17 protein-coding genes are annotated in these 16,216 nt (G+C 70.1%); 12 read left to right on the plus strand and 5 right to left on the minus strand.

What is annotated here, in order from left to right; translation table 11 throughout:
- Nucleotides 1-89 precede the first annotated feature (89 nt).
- Nucleotides 90-941 (plus strand): sulfurtransferase, encoded by an 852-nt coding sequence (locus tag AB0D57_RS18925; RefSeq protein ID WP_362073557.1) that lies wholly within the window; start codon nt 90-92, stop codon nt 939-941.
- A gap of 201 nt (nt 942-1,142) precedes the next feature.
- On the opposite strand, the gene sepH is transcribed toward AB0D57_RS18925, so the two are convergent.
- On the minus strand, nt 1,143-2,195 hold the full coding sequence (sepH, locus tag AB0D57_RS18930; RefSeq protein ID WP_362073560.1) for a septation protein SepH: 1,053 nt from the start codon (nt 2,193-2,195) through the stop codon (nt 1,143-1,145).
- 472 nt (nt 2,196-2,667) lie between these two features.
- Between sepH and AB0D57_RS18935 the strand changes: the two genes are divergently transcribed.
- Nucleotides 2,668-3,423 (plus strand): hypothetical protein, encoded by a 756-nt coding sequence (locus AB0D57_RS18935; RefSeq protein ID WP_362073563.1) that lies wholly within the window; start codon nt 2,668-2,670, stop codon nt 3,421-3,423.
- Here the strand turns inward: AB0D57_RS18935 and AB0D57_RS18940 are convergent.
- Both AB0D57_RS18940 and AB0D57_RS18945 read right to left on the minus strand, forming a co-directional pair.
- Complete coding sequence (locus tag AB0D57_RS18940) at nt 3,347-4,666, minus strand: D-arabinono-1,4-lactone oxidase (protein WP_362073566.1); 1,320 nt, start codon at nt 4,664-4,666, stop codon at nt 3,347-3,349. The two genes, AB0D57_RS18935 and AB0D57_RS18940, sit on opposite strands and share 77 nt — an antisense overlap.
- Nucleotides 4,626-5,864 carry an MFS transporter gene (locus AB0D57_RS18945; protein WP_362073569.1) on the minus strand — a complete coding sequence of 413 codons (1,239 nt, stop codon included), beginning with the start codon at nt 5,862-5,864 and terminating at the stop codon, nt 4,626-4,628. The genes AB0D57_RS18940 and AB0D57_RS18945 overlap by 41 nt, the downstream gene beginning before the upstream one ends.
- A gap of 167 nt (nt 5,865-6,031) precedes the next feature.
- Between AB0D57_RS18945 and AB0D57_RS18950 the strand changes: the two genes are divergently transcribed.
- Both AB0D57_RS18950 and AB0D57_RS18955 read left to right on the plus strand, forming a co-directional pair.
- A complete protein-coding gene (locus tag AB0D57_RS18950) occupies nt 6,032-7,159 on the plus strand; it encodes a ferrochelatase (RefSeq protein WP_362073572.1) in 1,128 nt (375 codons plus the stop codon).
- An 8-nt stretch (nt 7,160-7,167) separates the two neighbouring features.
- Nucleotides 7,168-7,983, plus strand: a complete 816-nt coding sequence (locus AB0D57_RS18955; protein WP_362073575.1) for an inositol monophosphatase family protein — start codon at nt 7,168-7,170, stop codon at nt 7,981-7,983.
- A gap of 118 nt (nt 7,984-8,101) precedes the next feature.
- Here the strand turns inward: AB0D57_RS18955 and AB0D57_RS18960 are convergent, their stop codons facing one another.
- Nucleotides 8,102-8,272 carry a hypothetical protein gene (locus AB0D57_RS18960; protein WP_362073577.1) on the minus strand — a complete coding sequence of 57 codons (171 nt, stop codon included), beginning with the start codon at nt 8,270-8,272 and terminating at the stop codon, nt 8,102-8,104.
- Nucleotides 8,273-8,698: 426 nt separating this feature from the next.
- Between AB0D57_RS18960 and AB0D57_RS18965 the strand changes: the two genes are divergently transcribed.
- From AB0D57_RS18965 to AB0D57_RS18980, 4 genes are all read left to right on the plus strand, one after another.
- Nucleotides 8,699-9,352: a response regulator transcription factor gene (locus AB0D57_RS18965; RefSeq protein WP_010983842.1), complete on the plus strand. Its 654-nt coding sequence runs from the start codon at nt 8,699-8,701 to the stop codon at nt 9,350-9,352.
- Between the two features lie 6 nt (nt 9,353-9,358).
- On the plus strand, nt 9,359-10,606 hold the full coding sequence (locus tag AB0D57_RS18970) for a HAMP domain-containing sensor histidine kinase (protein ID WP_362073579.1): 1,248 nt from the start codon (nt 9,359-9,361) through the stop codon (nt 10,604-10,606).
- A gap of 391 nt (nt 10,607-10,997) precedes the next feature.
- Complete coding sequence (locus AB0D57_RS18975; protein WP_003997302.1) at nt 10,998-11,294, plus strand: DUF4193 domain-containing protein; 297 nt, start codon at nt 10,998-11,000, stop codon at nt 11,292-11,294.
- Between the two features lie 13 nt (nt 11,295-11,307).
- On the plus strand, nt 11,308-12,291 hold the full coding sequence (locus AB0D57_RS18980; protein WP_362073582.1) for a hypothetical protein: 984 nt from the start codon (nt 11,308-11,310) through the stop codon (nt 12,289-12,291).
- 17 nt (nt 12,292-12,308) lie between these two features.
- Here the strand turns inward: AB0D57_RS18980 and AB0D57_RS18985 are convergent, their stop codons facing one another.
- Nucleotides 12,309-12,770: a DUF3093 domain-containing protein gene (locus AB0D57_RS18985; protein ID WP_362073585.1), complete on the minus strand. Its 462-nt coding sequence runs from the start codon at nt 12,768-12,770 to the stop codon at nt 12,309-12,311.
- Nucleotides 12,771-12,828: 58 nt separating this feature from the next.
- On the opposite strand from AB0D57_RS18985, the gene AB0D57_RS18990 reads away from it, so the two are divergent.
- The 4 genes from AB0D57_RS18990 to AB0D57_RS19005 all read left to right on the plus strand — a co-directional run bounded on the left by AB0D57_RS18990 (nt 12,829) and on the right by AB0D57_RS19005 (nt 16,067).
- Nucleotides 12,829-13,413, plus strand: a complete 585-nt coding sequence (locus AB0D57_RS18990; RefSeq protein ID WP_362073588.1) for a PaaI family thioesterase — start codon at nt 12,829-12,831, stop codon at nt 13,411-13,413.
- A complete protein-coding gene (dut, locus tag AB0D57_RS18995) occupies nt 13,410-13,925 on the plus strand; it encodes a dUTP diphosphatase (RefSeq protein WP_362073591.1) in 516 nt (171 codons plus the stop codon). The genes AB0D57_RS18990 and dut overlap by 4 nt, the downstream gene beginning before the upstream one ends.
- Before the next feature lies 1 nt (nt 13,926).
- Nucleotides 13,927-14,697 (plus strand): DUF3710 domain-containing protein, encoded by a 771-nt coding sequence (locus AB0D57_RS19000; RefSeq protein WP_362073594.1) that lies wholly within the window; start codon nt 13,927-13,929, stop codon nt 14,695-14,697.
- Nucleotides 14,698-14,852: 155 nt separating this feature from the next.
- Complete coding sequence (locus tag AB0D57_RS19005) at nt 14,853-16,067, plus strand: alginate lyase family protein (RefSeq protein WP_362073597.1); 1,215 nt, start codon at nt 14,853-14,855, stop codon at nt 16,065-16,067.
- Nucleotides 16,068-16,216: the final 149 nt, after the last annotated feature.

A 16,216-nucleotide genomic window follows, 5' to 3' on the forward strand; every position in this document is an offset into this window, starting at 1 on the left:
TCCCGTACGCCTCGTGATCGGACGTGTCCGGCCGAGCACAGTAGTCGGACCTGGGCGCCGCGGCCACCCCGTGCGCAAGGATGGTGGCCATGAACGTCATCATTTCCGCATCCGAACTCGCGAGCGAGCTGGCCGGGCCGAACCCGCCGGTCGTGCTCGACATCCGCTGGCAGCTCTCCACGGCCACGGCCGCCGGGGCCGCCCCCTTCGACGGTCGGGCCGCCTACGAGGCGGGGCACATCCCCGGTGCGGTCTTCATCGACCTGGACGCCGAACTGGCCGGGAAGCCGGGCGACGGTGGCCGCCATCCGTTGCCCGACCTCGAGGTCTTCGGCCCGGCGATGCGGGCCGCCGGGGTGTCCGCGGACCGCGATGTCGTCGTGTACGACGGTGGCGTCGGGTGGGCCGCCGCGCGCGCCTGGTGGATGCTGGGTTGGACGGGGCATCCGTCGGTACGGGTGCTCGACGGCGGGCTGGCCGGCTGGAGTGGGCCGGTGTCCACCGAGGTCCCGACGCCCGCGGCCGGAAGTTTCGTGCCGGTGCCGGGTGCCCGGCCGCTGCTCGACGCGGACGGGGCCGCAGCGCTCGCCCGTACGGGACTGCTGCTCGACGCCCGGGCCGGTGAGCGTTACCGGGGCGAGGTCGAGCCGATCGACCCCGTCGGCGGGCACATCCCGGGCGCGGTCTCCGCGCCGACCACGGAGAACGTCACGGAGGGCGGCCGGTTCCGGCCGGCCGCCGAGCTCGCCGACCGCTTCAAATCCCTCGGCGCGACCGGCACTGGCGAGGTCGGCGTGTACTGCGGCTCGGGAGTCTCCGCTGCCCATGAGGTGCTGGCGCTCGCCGTCGCGGGCATCCCGGCCGCGCTGTACGTGGGTTCCTGGTCGGAGTGGTCCCGGGGCGGAAGCCGTCCGGTCGCCGTGGGCCCCGACCCGCAGTGACGAGGATCGGGCCCGATCCCCGGTGCTGACGATGCGGCGCGCGCCGGTGGTGACGACGATGCGGCGTGCGCCGGCGGTGACGACGAGGGGCGTGCGGGCGTGACGACGACGGGGCGCGGGCCGTGAAGACGATGGGGCGTGCACCGGTCCGGTGCACGCCCCATCGCTCGTACGGGTGACCCGCTGTCGCCTGTTCCCGCGCTACTCCTGCTTCTTGCGCCGCGTCCCGAAGACGATTTCGTCCCAGCTCGGTACCGCTGCTCTACGGCCCGGGCGGACGCCGTCGGCCTCGGCCTGGCGGTCGGTCGCACCGACCAGGCGGTCGCGGTGGCTGCCGACCGAGCGAGGCATCAGCACGTCCGCGTAGGCGGAACCGGCCGAGGCCGCGGGAGCCGGGGGCTCTTCCGCCTCGGGTTCGGCGGGAGGCTCCTCCGGGGCCGGACGTTCCGTGGTGGAGGGCCGCTCGGGCACCACCATGTCGCCCCGGAAGCTGGGCACCGCCTCCAGGAGGCTGGTGAGTGAATCGCGGTCGCCCGCGCTCTCCTCGACCGGCTCGGGGGGCGGCGCCGGCAGGCTCGGCCGCTCCATCTGCCGGTCCAGGGCGCGATCCAGCGGGCGATCCCGGGGCAGCCGTGCGATGCGCGGGACGAACGGAAAGCTCGGCTCGGGCGACGCCGCGAGGTCGTCGGACTCGCCGATCAGCGAGCGCGCCTCGTCGTCGACGGCCTGGACGAGTCGCCGGGGCGGGTCGTAGGTCCAGCTCGCCGAGTGCGGTTCGCCGGCGACCCGGTAGACCAGCAGCACTTCCCAGGTGCCGTCGTCGCGACGCCACGAGTCCCACTGGACGGTGTCCTTCTCGGCCCCCCGGATCAGTAGCCGCTCCTGGACGGCCTCGCCGAGCTGGGGTCCGGCGTTCTCGCCGGGGCGGCGGACGGGAGTCTTCCTGGCCCGTTCGGCCATGAAGGCGCGCTCGGCGAGGACGGGGCCCTCGAAGCGGCGCACCCGGTCGACGGGGATTCCGGCGAGCTGGGCGACTTCCTCCGCGGAGGCGCCTGCGCGTATCCGCGCCTGGATGTCTCGGGGGCGGAGATGGCTCTCCACCTCGATCTCGATCTGGCCGAGGCGGGGACGGTCGCCGCGTACAGCGGCGCGCAGACGCTCGTCAATCGGAAGCGTGTACTCCGTACTGTCCGCAGCCTTCAGCACCAGCCGTGTGCCGTCGTTAGAGACGGCCACGACACGCAGTTCCGGCATGGGGACCTCCCGGGTGGTGCCTGCCGACGTCACGTGCGTCGCTGCTTCCGCTAGTCGAGTGTGGCCTGCCCGGGTGCAGCCTGCCACAACCTTGCCCAGTTGCCCGGCGTGTCGGGCACAGGCCCGGGATCGCCGTTATGGCACGGTTACCTATTTGCAACGCTAAGTGACGAACTCCATCACCCTGTGCAACGAGCCCCCTCCCGGCGGTCCTGCAAGGCCCCGGACACCCTGGCGGGAGTCCGGACCCAGGGCTGGCAACAGTACTCCATTCGGGCCACGTGCGTGGATCGGCGCGCCGCCCAACTTCTAGCGGGGGGTGGTAGTTGGCCGCCCGATGTGCACTTTTCGTGACCAGGAAACGTGGCACATTTCACGTAATCATCGGAAACGGAACTTTTTGTTTCGCCCGTACGTCCCCTTCTCGTGCTGTCGGTCGATCAAGTACGGGAAAGGTAGGCAAGGTCCGGGGATGCGTGAGAAGTCGGATGTCCAGGAGGAGCCGAAGAAGAAGTGGGTGGATCTGAGCGTTCCGCAAGTGGCGGGCAGTGCCGTCGCCGCGGTGGTGGCGGCCAAACTCGCCTCCTACTTCGGGGTGTACGGGACGATCCTGGGCGCCGGCGTGGTGAGCGCGATCGCCACCTGCGGGGGCACCGTCTTCCAGCACTTCTTCAAGCGCACGGGCGAGCAGATACGCGATGTGACGATCCAGGCCAAGCCGAGGACCGAGCAGGCGCCCGCCGTGGGGGAGTTCACCGAAGGGACCGTCTATCGGGCTCGGGTCAAGAGCTGGAAGCGGCCGGTGCTCGCCGCGGCGCTCGTCTTCGGTGTCACCATGGCGGGCATCACCACGTACGAGACGGTGTCGGGGCAGAGTTTCAGTGGCGACGGGAAGAGCACCACAGTCGGTGACGCCCTGAAGGGGAGCGGCTCCAGCGCCGGTTCCGGGTCCGGCTCCACGCCGGAGCCCACTACTTCCCGTACGACGACGCCTTCGGCCGGATCGTCGCAGCAGCCCTCCGGCGACGGTGGCGCCGCTGCCACCGAGGACGGCGCCGCCGAGGACGACGGCAGTGCCACGACGCCGACGCCGAGTTCCAGTGCAGCCTCGCAGGCGCCGGCCGGCACTCCGACGCCCACGACCGGCGCGCCTACGGACCCAGCACCCGACGCAAGTAGTCGTTCCCAAAGCGCCGATCCGGGTCGAGTCGCCCCCTCAGGGCAGTGAACTCACCGAAGCGCGGATACACCTTGCGGAAGTACTCCGCGTCACGCGTGTGCACCTTGCCCCAGTGCGGGCGGCCGTCGTGCGCGGTGAAGATCCGCTCGGCGGCGGTGAAGTACGCCTGATAGGGGGTGCCCTTGAACATATGGACGGCGATGTACGCGCTGTCCCGTCCGGACGCGGTGGAGAGCGCGATGTCGTCGGCGGGGGCCGTGCGGACCTCGACGGGGAAGCTGACTCGAAGAGGTGAGCGTTCGACCATCCTCTTCAGCTCACGCAGCGTCTCGACCAGGGCCTCGCGCGGGACGGCGTACTCCATCTCCACGAAGCGCACCCGGCGCGGAGAAGTGAAGACTTTGTACGGAATGTCGGTGTAGGTCCGCGCGGACAGCGCTCGGCTGGAGATCTTCGCGATCGTCGGGATGGTGGCGGGCACGGCGCGACCGAGCAGATTGGCCACCTGGAAGACGCCGTTGGAGAGGAACTCGTCCTCGATCCAGCCGCTCAGCTGCCCGATCGGCCTCTCGGGACCGACGCTGCGGTTGTTGCGCTTGGTGTTGCAGTTGCCGGTGTGCGGGAACCAGTAGAACTCGAAGTGCTCGTTCTCGGTGAAGAGTTCGTCGAAGTCGGCGGTGGCCTTGTCGAAGGTCATCGGCTCCTCGCGGGCGGTGAGCAGAAATATCGGCTCCACGGAGAAGGTGATCGCCGTGACGATCCCCAGGGCGCCTATGCCGACGCGGGCGGCCGCGAAGACCTCGGGATTGTCCTTCTCCGAGCAGGTGAGGACCGAGCCGTCCGCCGTGACCAGCTCAAGTCCCTTGATCTGCGCGGCGATCGAGGCCGAGTCGCGGCCCGTGCCGTGCGTTCCGGTGCTGGTCGCCCCCGAAACCGTCTGCTCCATGATGTCGCCCATGTTCGTGAGCGACAGCCCCTCGCGCGCGAGAGCCATGTTCAGACGCTTGAGCGGGGTACCCGCCTCAACAGTGACGGTGCCGGCCTCGCGATCAATGCGGCGGATGCCGGTCAACAGTTGAGGGCGGATCAATACGCCATCGGTCGCGGCGGCGGCCGTGAAGGAGTGCCCGGTACCGACGGCCTTCACTTTCAGGCCGTCTTCCGCGGCCTTCCGTACGGCGGCGGAAAGTTCCTCGACCGAGGCAGGGGTGACCTCCCGTACGGGACGGGCGGTGACGTTCCCCGCCCAGTTACGCCACGTGCCGCTCTTCCCGCTCACTGTGGTGCTCATGGGTCCCCTCCCGCTGCGGAACCGGCCTGCTCAGCCGGCGATACCCGAGGAAACCCACCGCGACCGCGACGGCCCCGGACACCGCCGGAACCCCGTACCCGGCCTTCGCGCCGGCGGCGTCGATCACCCAGCCGGCCACGGAGGATCCGAGCGCGACCCCGACCGCGAGTCCGGTGCTCACCCAGGTCATGCCTTCGGTCAGTTTCGCGCGTGGTACGTGCTGTTCGATGAGGGACATCGTCGTGATCATCGTGGGAGCGATGGACAGCCCCGCAACGAACAGCGCCACAGCCAGAAACGGCAAGTTTCCGACCAGTAGGAGGGGGATCATACTCACGGACATCGCGCATATGCCCAGCAGCCACCGGCGTTCGGGCGCCCCCGCGAAGCGCAGCAGTCCGAACACCGCTCCCGCCACGCAGGAACCCGCCGCGTACAGGGCCAGGACGACGCTCGCGGCGCCCTTGTGGCCCTGCTCCTCGGCGAAGGCCACGGTGACCACGTCGACGGCCCCGAAGATCGCCCCGGTCGCCACGAACGTGGCCACCAGGACCTGGAGTCCGGCCGAGGCCAGCGCCGAACCGCTGGTGTGCTGCTCGCGCGGGTGCGGCACCGGCTCGGTGCCGCGCTGGGCCGTCAGCCAGAAGACACCGGCCGCGAGGAAGCAGGCGGCGAGCAGCGGCCCGGCCTCCGGGAACCAGACCGTGGACAGGCCGATGGAGATGATCGGTCCGAAGATGAAGCAGATCTCGTCGACCACGGACTCGAAGGAGTACGCGGTGTGCAACTGCGGCGTGTCCCGGTAGAGGGCCGCCCAGCGGGCCCGGACCATCGCGCCGATGCTGGGTACGCAGCCGATGCCGGCCGAGCAGACGAACAGCACCCAGTCCGGCCACTCGAAGTGCGCCGCGAGCAGCAGCCCGGCGGATGCGGCCAGTGCGAACAGGGTGACGGGGCGCAGGACCCGCCGCTGCCCGTACCGGTCCACCAGGCGTGAGACCTGCGGGCCCAGCGCCGCGGCCGCCAGGGCCATGGTCGCCGACAGCGCGCCCGCGAGCCCGTACCGCCCGGTGAGCTGGGAAATCATCGTCACCACGCCGATGCCCATCATCGACAGCGGCATCCGGCCGACGAAGCCCGCGGCGGAGAAGCCCTTGGAGCCGGGGGCGGCGAACAGGGCGCGGTACGGGCTGGGCACGGAGGACTCCGGTCGGCTCGGCTCGGCCGCCCTGTCACCACGGGCGGTCCGAACTTCGGTAAGGCGTGAAGGTGGCCGATACAGCTTACGGGTCAGAAAACCCTGAAAGCACGCTCGGGCGCAGGCCGGGATCCTGGTCGTCGGCGCCGGATGGCAGGATCGGAGGTATGCCAGATGCGCTCGATGCCACTCCCTACGACGCCCTGCTGCTGCTCTCGTTCGGCGGCCCGGAAGGCCCGGACGAAGTCGTTCCGTTCCTGGAGAACGTGACGCGCGGGCGCGGCATCCCCAAGGAACGGCTCAAGGAAGTGGGGCAGCACTACTTCCTTTTCGGCGGGGTCAGCCCCATCAACGACCAGAACCGCGCCCTGCTCGACGCCCTCCGCAAGGACTTCGCGGACCACGGCCTGGACCTGCCCGTGTACTGGGGCAACCGCAACTGGGCGCCGTATCTGACCGACACCCTGCGCGACATGGTCGCCGATGGCCGCCGCCGCATCCTTGTCCTCGCCACCAGCGCGTACGCGTCGTACTCGGGCTGCCGCCAGTACCGCGAGAACCTCGCCGAGTCCCTGGCCACGCTCGAAGCCGAAGGCCTGGAGCTGCCGAAGGTCGACAAGCTGCGCCACTACTTCAACCACCCCGGCTTCGTGGAGCCCATGATCGAGGGCGTCCTGAAGTCCCTCGCCGAACTGCCCGAGGACGTACGCGAGGGCGCACACCTCGCCTTCACGACGCACTCCATCCCCGACGCGGCGGCCGACACCTCCGGCCCGGTCGAGGACCACGGCGACGGCGGCGCGTACGTCAAGCAGCACCTGGACGTGGCGAGGCTGGTCGCCGACGCCGTGCGCGAGGAGACCGGGATCGAGCACCCCTGGCAGCTCGTCTACCAGTCGCGCTCCGGAGCCCCGCACATCCCGTGGCTGGAGCCCGACATCTGCGACCACCTGGAGGAGCTGCACGGCGCCGGGGTTCCGGCCGTCGTGATGGCCCCCATCGGGTTCGTCTCGGACCACATGGAGGTGCTGTACGACCTCGACACGGAGGCGAAGGCCAAGGCCGAGGAGCTGGGTCTGCCGGTGCGCCGCTCGGCCACCGTGGGCGCCGACCCGCGGTTCGCCGCAGCGATCCGTGACCTCGTCCTGGAGCGTGCCGCGACCGAGAACGGCCGCCAGGTGACCCCGTGCGCCCTCGGAGCGCTCGGTGCCGGCCGGGACCTGTGCCCGGTGGGCTGCTGCCCGGCCCGCGCCCCCAAGCCCGCCGCCGCGGGCGCCGACAGCCCGTACGCATGAGGAGCCCCGTGACCCAGCCCCTGCACACCGAACTGCTTCAGCTCGCGCACGAGGCCGCCCACCGCGCCGGTGAGCTGCTGCGGGACGGCCGCCCGGCGGACCTCGCGGTCGCCGCCACCAAGTCCAGCCCGATCGACGTCGTCACCGAGATGGACATCGCCGCCGAGAAGCTGATCACCGACCTGATCTCCACGCGCCGCCCCGCCGACGGCTTCCTCGGCGAGGAGGGCGCCGCCACGGAGGGCACCAGCGGCATCCGCTGGGTCATCGACCCGCTCGACGGCACGGTGAACTACCTGTACGGGCTGCCGACCTGGGCCGTGTCCATCGCGGCCGAACAGGACGGCGAGACCGTCGTCGGAGTCGTCGCGGCACCGATGCGCGGCGAGACATACTCCGCGGTCCGCGGCCGTGGCGCCCGGGCCACCGGAGCCTGGGTCGGCGAGCGACGGCTGACCTGCCGTCCGTCACCGCCCCTGGACCAGGCCCTGGTCTCGACCGGCTTCAACTACGTGACCGAGGTCAAGGTCCACCAGGCCGACGTCGCCCAGCGGCTGATCCCGCTGCTGCGCGACATCCGGCGCAGCGGCTCGGCGGCGGTCGACCTCTGTGACGTCGCGGCGGGCCGCCTCGACGGCTACTACGAGCGCGGGCTCCACCCCTGGGACCTCGCGGCGGGCGACCTGATCGCCCGTGAGGCGGGCGCCCTGACCGGTGGGCGCCCCGGAGAGCGCCCCGCGGGCGATCTGGCGGTGGCGGCCTCCCCGGGCGTCTTCGAGCCCCTCCAGCAGCTGCTGGAGGAGTTCGGCGCCTGGCATGACTGAGGACGTCTGAGCTCGGCGGTACGTACAACAGACGCCTGCACTCGACCGTAGGCACAACAACAGAGCGGGACCCCGGCACTGGATCGATGCCGGGGCCCCGCTTTGGTACGAACCGATCTCAGACGCGCGCGCCGACCTCCACACCGTGCTCGGCGGCGAGGCGGTGCAGGTCGTCGAGCTCGGCCTGCTCGACCTCCGCGAGGAAGTCGTCGCCCGTTTCGCGAGCCCGCGTCAGGTCGGACTCGGTTGCCCTTATGCGCTGCAGAAGTCCTGCGGTGAATGCGTCCATGCTGCGCCCCCTCGTCCTGGGTCGTGGGTCGGTGGCACGGGGGTGTGCCGTTCGGAAGGGGCGATCACGTCTCCGGATGGGTGCCCAGCGCTGCCCGTGCTGGGCGGCGACGGTGCCGGACACCCACGCCCGCTCTGCGGAAGCGGCCGGGCGTACCACAAGGTGGCGTGCCCAAAGCAGAGCGTGATCGCGGGGTGTAAATCCGTCCTCCCCCCGCTCCCTTCCGCGGAAACCTCAACCCGACAGGAAAATCTCGTATTCCCCGGCCCCGGGACCGTCGTACCGGCTGCCTCCCACCCTGCGTCCCACCCGCCTTACAGCCGGTTTATGGCCGAAAAGGGCAGGATGGAGGCTCTCACCCGTGAAGATCCTGCCCGCGTGCGCCGAAGAGGCGCTACGCGGGTGGACAGAGGAAGGACAAGCGACGTGCGCGTACTCGTCGTCGAGGACGAGCAGCTGCTCGCCGATGCGGTGGCCACCGGACTGCGCCGGGAGGCCATGGCCGTCGACGTCGTGTACGACGGTGCGGCCGCCTTGGAGCGCATCGGCGTCAACGACTACGACGTGGTCGTCCTCGACCGCGACCTCCCGCTCGTGCACGGCGACGACGTCTGCCGCAAGATCGTCGAGCTGGGCATGCCCACACGCGTGCTGATGCTCACCGCGTCCGGCGACGTCAGCGACCGTGTCGAGGGCCTGGAGATCGGCGCCGACGACTACCTCCCGAAGCCGTTCGCGTTCAGCGAGCTGACGGCACGCGTGCGTGCCCTTGGACGCCGTACGAGCGTGCCGCTGCCGCCCGTGCTGGAGCGCGCCGGGATCAAGCTCGACCCGAACCGCCGTGAGGTCTTCCGCGACGGCAAGGAAGTCCAGCTCGCGCCCAAGGAGTTCGCCGTCCTGGAGGTGCTGCTGCGCAGCGAGGGCGCCGTCGTCTCCGCGGAGCAGCTCCTGGAGAAGGCCTGGGACGAGAACACGGACCCCTTCACCAACGTCGTGCGCGTCACCGTGATGACCCTGCGCCGCAAGCTCGGCGAGCCCCCGGTGATCGTCACCGTGCCCGGCTCCGGCTACCGGATCTGATCCGCGGTGGCCACGACTCCCGCGCCGCCGACGGCGCCCCCGAAGCCCACCTGGGACCCGCGAAGGCAGGAGCCGCCGTTCCCCTGGCTGCGCCCGACCATCCGGATACGACTCACCCTGCTGTACGGCGGCATGTTCCTGATCGCCGGCATCCTGCTGCTGTCGATCATCTATCTGCTCGCGGCGCAGGCGCTGAACACCGGCTCCGCGCCGCTCTTCAAGATCGTCGGCGGCACCGACATCAAGGTCACCAGCGACAACTGCCCTGGCGTCAACGCGAGCAACATCCCGCTCACCACGTTCAACGACGCGATCAGCGCGTGCATCGACCATCAGCGCCAGGCCGTCCTGGACGACCTGCTCAGCCGCTCCCTGCTCGCCCTGCTCGGCCTCGCCATCATCGCCTTCGCCTTCGGCTACGCGATGGCGGGTCGGGTGCTCTCGCCGCTCGGCCGGATCACCCGCACCGCGCGCGCGGTGGCGGGCTCGGACCTGTCCCGGCGAATCGAACTGGACGGCCCGGACGACGAGTTGAAGGAGCTGGCGGACACCTTCGACGACATGCTGGAGCGGCTGCAGCGGGCCTTCACCGCCCAGCAGCGCTTTGTCGGGAACGCCTCGCACGAACTGCGCACCCCGCTCGCGATCAACCGCACACTCCTCGAAGTGCACCTCTCCGACCCCGCCGCGCCGGTCGAGCTGCAGCAACTGGGCAAGACGCTGCTCGCGACGAACGAGCGCAGCGAACAGCTGGTCGAGGGCCTGCTCCTGCTCGCCCGCAGCGACAACCAGATCGTGGAGCGCAAGCCCGTGGACCTCGCCGAGGTCGCCTCGCAGGCTGTCGACCAGGTGCACGCCGAGGCCGAGGCCAAGGGGGTGCTCATCCGCGGGAAGCGCGCCGAGGCGGTCGTCCAGGGCAACGGCGTCCTGCTCGAGCGGATCGCCCTGAACCTCGTCCAGAACGCGGTGCGCTACAACGTGCCGGAGGACGGCTGGGTCGAGGTCACGACGCAGGTGCAGCACGGCCAGGCGGTGCTGGTGGTCTCGAACACGGGGCCGGTGGTGCCGGCGTACGAGATCGACAATCTTTTCGAGCCGTTCCGCCGGCTGCGTACGGAGCGCACGGGCAGCGACAAGGGCGTGGGCCTCGGCCTTTCGATCGCCCGGTCGGTGGCCCGTGCCCACGGTGGTCACATCGTCGCGGAGCCGCGTGAGGGGGGTGGGCTCGTGATGCGCGTCACCCTGCCGATCTGAGACCATGTCGCCAACGCGTGGCGATGTTCGCTTTGCGCGGAATTTTCTGGTCACCCATCCGGGAGGCTCATGTGTGATCGATCACAAGGGCGAATTTCCGGCCATCTACTCTCCGTGGTCACGCAGGCCGTCGGAAAGCCGGGAAAATCCGGGTTTTCGGGGGTCGAGATCACGGGAAGTACACGGTGGGGCCCTTTGAAGTGCGGCATTGGGACCGTGTACGGTCCCGTTCGCCATCCAAGCCGATCACTCTTGAGGTGTCCGGTTGGGTGTCGATTGAGTAACAGACCTTGATGTGAGGCAAAATCTCCGCCTCAGGTCGGGCACAAGTCCGGCCTCTCACGCGTTACGTGCGCTGAGACACCGCAGACACCCAGAGGGGGAGAGCGACATGGCAACGGATTACGACACCCCACGCAAGACCGACGACGACGTCGACTCGGACAGCCTTGAAGAACTGAAGGCTCGCCGGAACGACAAGTCCACGTCGTCCGTCGACGTAGACGAATTCGAGGCCGCGGAAGGCCTCGAACTGCCCGGAGCCGACCTCTCGAACGAGGAGTTGGCCGTCCGGGTGCTGCCCAAGCAGCAGGACGAGTTCACTTGCATGAGCTGCTTCCTGGTGCACCACCGCAGTCAGCTGGCCCGAGAGAAGAACGGTCAGCCGATCTGCCGCGACTGCGACTGAGGCAGGGTCGGCCGTGACTGGCTCGACCCCTCCTTGGAAGCGCCGCTTCCTCTCGCGGGGAGCGGACGTAGGGCCCTCAGACGGCCCTGAAGGCGTGCGTGACGACGAGCGGGGCTCTTCCCGACCAGGATCAGCCTCGCTCGAGCGGGCGCCCGCCACAGCGCCGACAGGCGCCTTTGCGCATGCCGGCGATCTGACGCCGGCCGATGCCCCGGTACCGACCGACGCCCCGGCGCCGGTGGACGCTCCCGCGCCCGCCGCAAGGCGCCGAGCGGCGGTCGTTCGGGACGGGGTCATCAGGGGCGTCCAGAAGGGCGCCCACATGGGCGGCAGCAGGGCCAGGGCGGGCCTGGCCCACCTCGCCGACCGGATCATCGACATCGCCCCGCGGGTCCCCGTACGGGATCTCGCGACCCTCCGTAGTCAGTTCCCCGGTCTCACCGCCGAGCAGCTCGCGGACAAGCTCGTCGCGGGCGCGGCCAACGGGACGTCCACGGTGGGCGCCGGGATCGGCGCGGCCGCGATGCTGCCGGTGCCGCCCGCGATGCCCACGGAGCTCGCCGCCGAGATCACCGGCGTCGCCGCGATCGAGCTGAAGCTGATCGCCGAGCTCCACGAGGTCTACGGTCTGCGGCCGCCCGGCAATCTCAAGCAGCGCAGCACCGCGTATCTGAACTCCTGGTCCTCGGAGCGCGGGATCGACGTGACCAAGCCGATGACGATCAACGCCGCGTTGGGCGGCCAGATGAAGCGCGAACTGCGCCAGCAGATCATGAAGCGCATGGTCCGGGATCTGCCGAACCTGATGCCGTTCATGGTGGGCGCGGCGGTGGGGGCGGTCATGAACCGCCGCGACACCAAACGCCTCGCCACGCGCATCCGCAAGGACCTGCGCAAGTCCCAGGTGTCCTGGGACGCGCTCGCGGAACTGCCACCGCTGGAGAAGCCCGCGGAGCCGTTGCGGATGGGGGAGATCCCCAAGGAGCTCGGGCACTGAGCCCGTAGCGACGTCCCTTACGCCGACGCGCGCGCCGCCTCCAGTGCCGCCACCAAGCGCTCCGGCTCCCTGGTCGACAGGTACAGGTACGGGGTGGGGTCGGCCGGGTCCGTGACCGGGATGCGAAGAGCTGTCGGGATGTACGCGCGCAGCAGCATGAAGGCGCGCGGGTCCGCCTTGGAGGTGCGCCAGGCGCGCGCCTCCTCCTGGTTCAGGATCTCGCCGTCGCCCAGGGCCGCGACCGGGATCTTGGCCTCGCCCGCGATCAGGGAGTCGCCGACGACGCGGATGCGGATCGAGCCGTACGAGCTCGCCACGACGGCCGAGACGGCGGTGCCGCCGATCAGCCCGCCCAGCAGGGGCAGCGTGCCGAACGGCAGAAAGATCAGGGCCATCGCGACGCCGACCAGGAAGCACACCAGCCACCAGGTGCGGGGTGCGGTGAGGCGTTCTTCGTACGGGGAGGCGGAGAGCTGCATGAAGCCAAGCTTGACACGGTGCCGGGGGAGGGCCGACGCGCGGGTAAGGTCTGCGGCTGTGAGTGGTACTTCCGCAGCTCTGACACCTCCCGCCGACGCCGTCGCGCCGGTGCGGCACCCCGACGCGCCCGCTCCCGGCGAGCTCCTGGGTGCGCACTACGAACAGTGTTTCGGGTGTGGCGGGGAGCAGCCGCACGGGCTGCATCTGGCGGCACGTGCGGGGGACGGGGTCCGCGTCACGGCGGAGTTCACCGTGCGGTCCGCCCATCAGGGCGCCCCCGGCCTCGCTCACGGCGGAGTGCTCGCCACCGCGCTCGACGAGACGCTCGGTTCGCTGAACTGGCTGCTGCGCACCATCGCCGTCACCGGCCGACTGGAGACCGACTTCGTGCGGCCCGTCCCCGTGGACACCGTGCTGTATCTGGAGGCGGAGGTCACGGCGGTGACCGGCCGCAAGATCTACTCGACCGCCACCGGCCGGATCGGCGGCCCGGACGGGCCCGTCGCCGTCCGCGCCGACGCCCTCTTCATCGAGGTCAAGGTCGACCACTTCATCGACAACGGCCGCCCGGAGGAGATCCGGGCCGCCATGAACGACCCGGACCAGATCCGCCGTGTCCGTGCCTTCGAGGTGAACCCGTGACCCGTAACCCTGTGGACGTGCTGATCCGGCGCGTCGACCCGGAAGTCCCGCTTCCCGAGTACGCGCACCCCGGTGACGCGGGAGCCGATCTGCGCACCACCGAGGGCTGTGAACTGGAGCCCGGCGAGCGTGCCGTGCTGCCCACGGGAGTGTCTATCGCGCTGCCCGAGGGGTACGCGGCCTTCGTGCACCCGCGGTCCGGGCTCGCCGCCCGCTGCGGTGTCGCCCTCGTGAATGCCCCGGGGACGGTTGATGCCGGGTACCGTGGGGAGATCAAGGTGATCGTGGTGAATCTCGACCCGCGCGAGTCCGTGCGGTTCGAGCGCTTCGACCGGATTGCCCAACTGGTCGTCCAACAGGTCGAGAAGGTTCGCTTCCAGGAGGTCGCGGAACTTCCCGATTCGGCGCGGGCCGCAGGGGGCTTCGGGTCCACTGGCGGTCATGCCGCGGTGGGCGGCACAGCGGGTGGGAATCGATACGCTTCGGTCGTATCCGACCGGGAAGGACAGTGACGTGTTCGGACGTCGCAAGAAGGGCAGTGCCGCCGAGGACGCGGCGGGCGAGGCCGAGCAGGTCGTCGACAGTGTCGACACTGAGGCGGACGAGGCGGACGAGGCCGAGCGGCAGCGCGTGAGGCTCGAGCCGGAGCCGCGGCCCGACGGACCCTGGGACGACTCGGAGGTGCGGGACCCCGCCGAGGGCCGCGTGGACCTGGGTGGTCTCTTCGTGCCCGGAGTCGACGGCATGGAGCTGCGGGTCGAGGTCGCGGGTGACGCGATCGTCGCGGCGACCGTCGTCCTCAAGGACAGCGCCATTCAGCTGCAGGCCTTCGCCGCTCCCAAGCGTGAGGGCATCTGGGGTGAGGTGCGCGAGGAGATCGCGTCGGGCATCACGCAGCAGGGTGGTGTCATCGACGAGGTCGAGGGCCCGCTGGGCTGGGAGCTGCGGGCGCAGGTGCCGGTGCAGTTGCCGGACGGCACGGGCGGTTTCCAGGTCGTGCGGTTCGTCGGTGTGGACGGCCCCCGCTGGTTCCTGCGGGGAGTGATCTCCGGCCAGGGCGCGGTGCAGCCGCAGGCCGCGGGTCTGCTGGAGCAGATCTTCCGGGACACGGTCGTCGTACGCGGTGAGGGCCCGATGGCCCCCCGCGACCCGATCGTCCTGAAGCTGCCGAACGACGCGCAGATGGTTCCCGAGGGTGTCCAGCAGGAGGAGCAGAGCGGTTCGCGCTTCTCCGGTGGCATGGGACAGCTGCAGCGCGGGCCGGAGACCACCGAGGTCCGCTAGACGGCGCGTTGAAAGGGCCGCACCTCCACTGGGGGTGCGGTCTTTGTCGTTGCGTGACCTCTTGACGGGCGGTTGGTCTATACCTAAGGTCCCGGCCATCACGTGTGTCCAAACACGCGTTCATCGTTCACATACGAGAACGGATGGCACCCCACATGCCCGAGACCCCCGCAAGGCATCGCCGCAGACCACGTCCCGTCCTGCTCGCCACCGCCGCGACCGCGGCCCTCGTGGGCGGCCTCCTCGCCTGGCCCACCGCCCAGCGTGCCGACGCCGCCCCCGCCGCGTTCGCGCACCCCGGAGTCACCGTCTCCAAGAGCCAGCTGGACTTCGTCCGCACCAAGGTCAACGCGGGAGCCCAGCCATGGAAGGGCGCGTACGACCAGATGATGGCGAGCAAGTACGCCTCGCTGACGCGCACCCCCAAGCCCCGGGCGACCGTGGAGTGCGGCTCGTACTCCAACCCCAACTACGGCTGCACGGACGAGCGCGAGGACGCGATAGCCGCGTACACCGACGCTCTCGCCTGGTACATCACCCGCGACGAGCGGTACGCGAAGAAGTCCATCGAGCTGATGGACGCCTGGTCGGCCGTGATCAAGGAGCACACCAACAGCAACGCGCCCCTGCAGACCGGCTGGGCCGGTTCCTCCTGGCCCAAGGCCGCCGAGATCATCAAGGCGACGTACACCGGGACCTGGACGAACTCCGGCCGCTTCGCGACCATGCTGCGCGACGTCTACCTGCCCAAGGTGATCAACGGCTCCAACTCCAACGGGAACTGGGAGCTGTCGATGATGGAGGCCGCCGTCGGCATCTCCGTCTTCCTCGACGACAAGACGTCGTACGACAAGGCCATGGCCAAGTTCCGGACGCGTACGGCCGCGTACGTCTATCTCTCGTCCGACGGCTCCGTGCCGAAGACCGTGCCGAGCCAGAACCTCGACACGACCGCGAAGATCGTCAGCTACTGGCAGGGGCAGTCCACCTTCGTCACCGGGCTCACCCAGGAGACCTGCCGCGACTTCACGCACACCGGGTACGGCATCTCGGCCATCTCGCACATCGCCGAGACCAGCCGCATCCAGGGCGAGGACCTGTACGGCACGGACGTGGGCGAGCGGCTGCGGCAGGCGCTCGGATTCCAGTCGAAGTACCAGCGGGGTGAGGCGGCGCCGAGCTGGCTGTGCGGGGGCTCCCTCAACCTCGGGCTCGGACCGGTCACCGAGGTCGGCTACAACGCCCTGCACAACCGTCTGGGCATCGCGATGACCAACACTCAGGCGCTGACGGAGCAGAACCGGCCGGCCGGCAGCAACAACCTGTTCGTGGCCTGGGAGACGCTGACCCACGGGGACAACCCGAGCTGACTCCCAGGGCCTGTTGTTTGGGTCAGGTCGCGGGGAATCGGCGATGCCTTGTCTGCGCCGGTGAGCGGGGTCTGGTGCGTGCGGCTGCAAGGCGGAGGAGGGCGTCGATGCGGAGCATCGGCAACCGACGACAACGCCGCAGATGCGCG

This window comes from Streptomyces sp. NPDC048275 (genome assembly GCF_040652275.1).
Classification (GTDB): Bacteria; Actinomycetota; Actinomycetes; order Streptomycetales; family Streptomycetaceae; genus Streptomyces.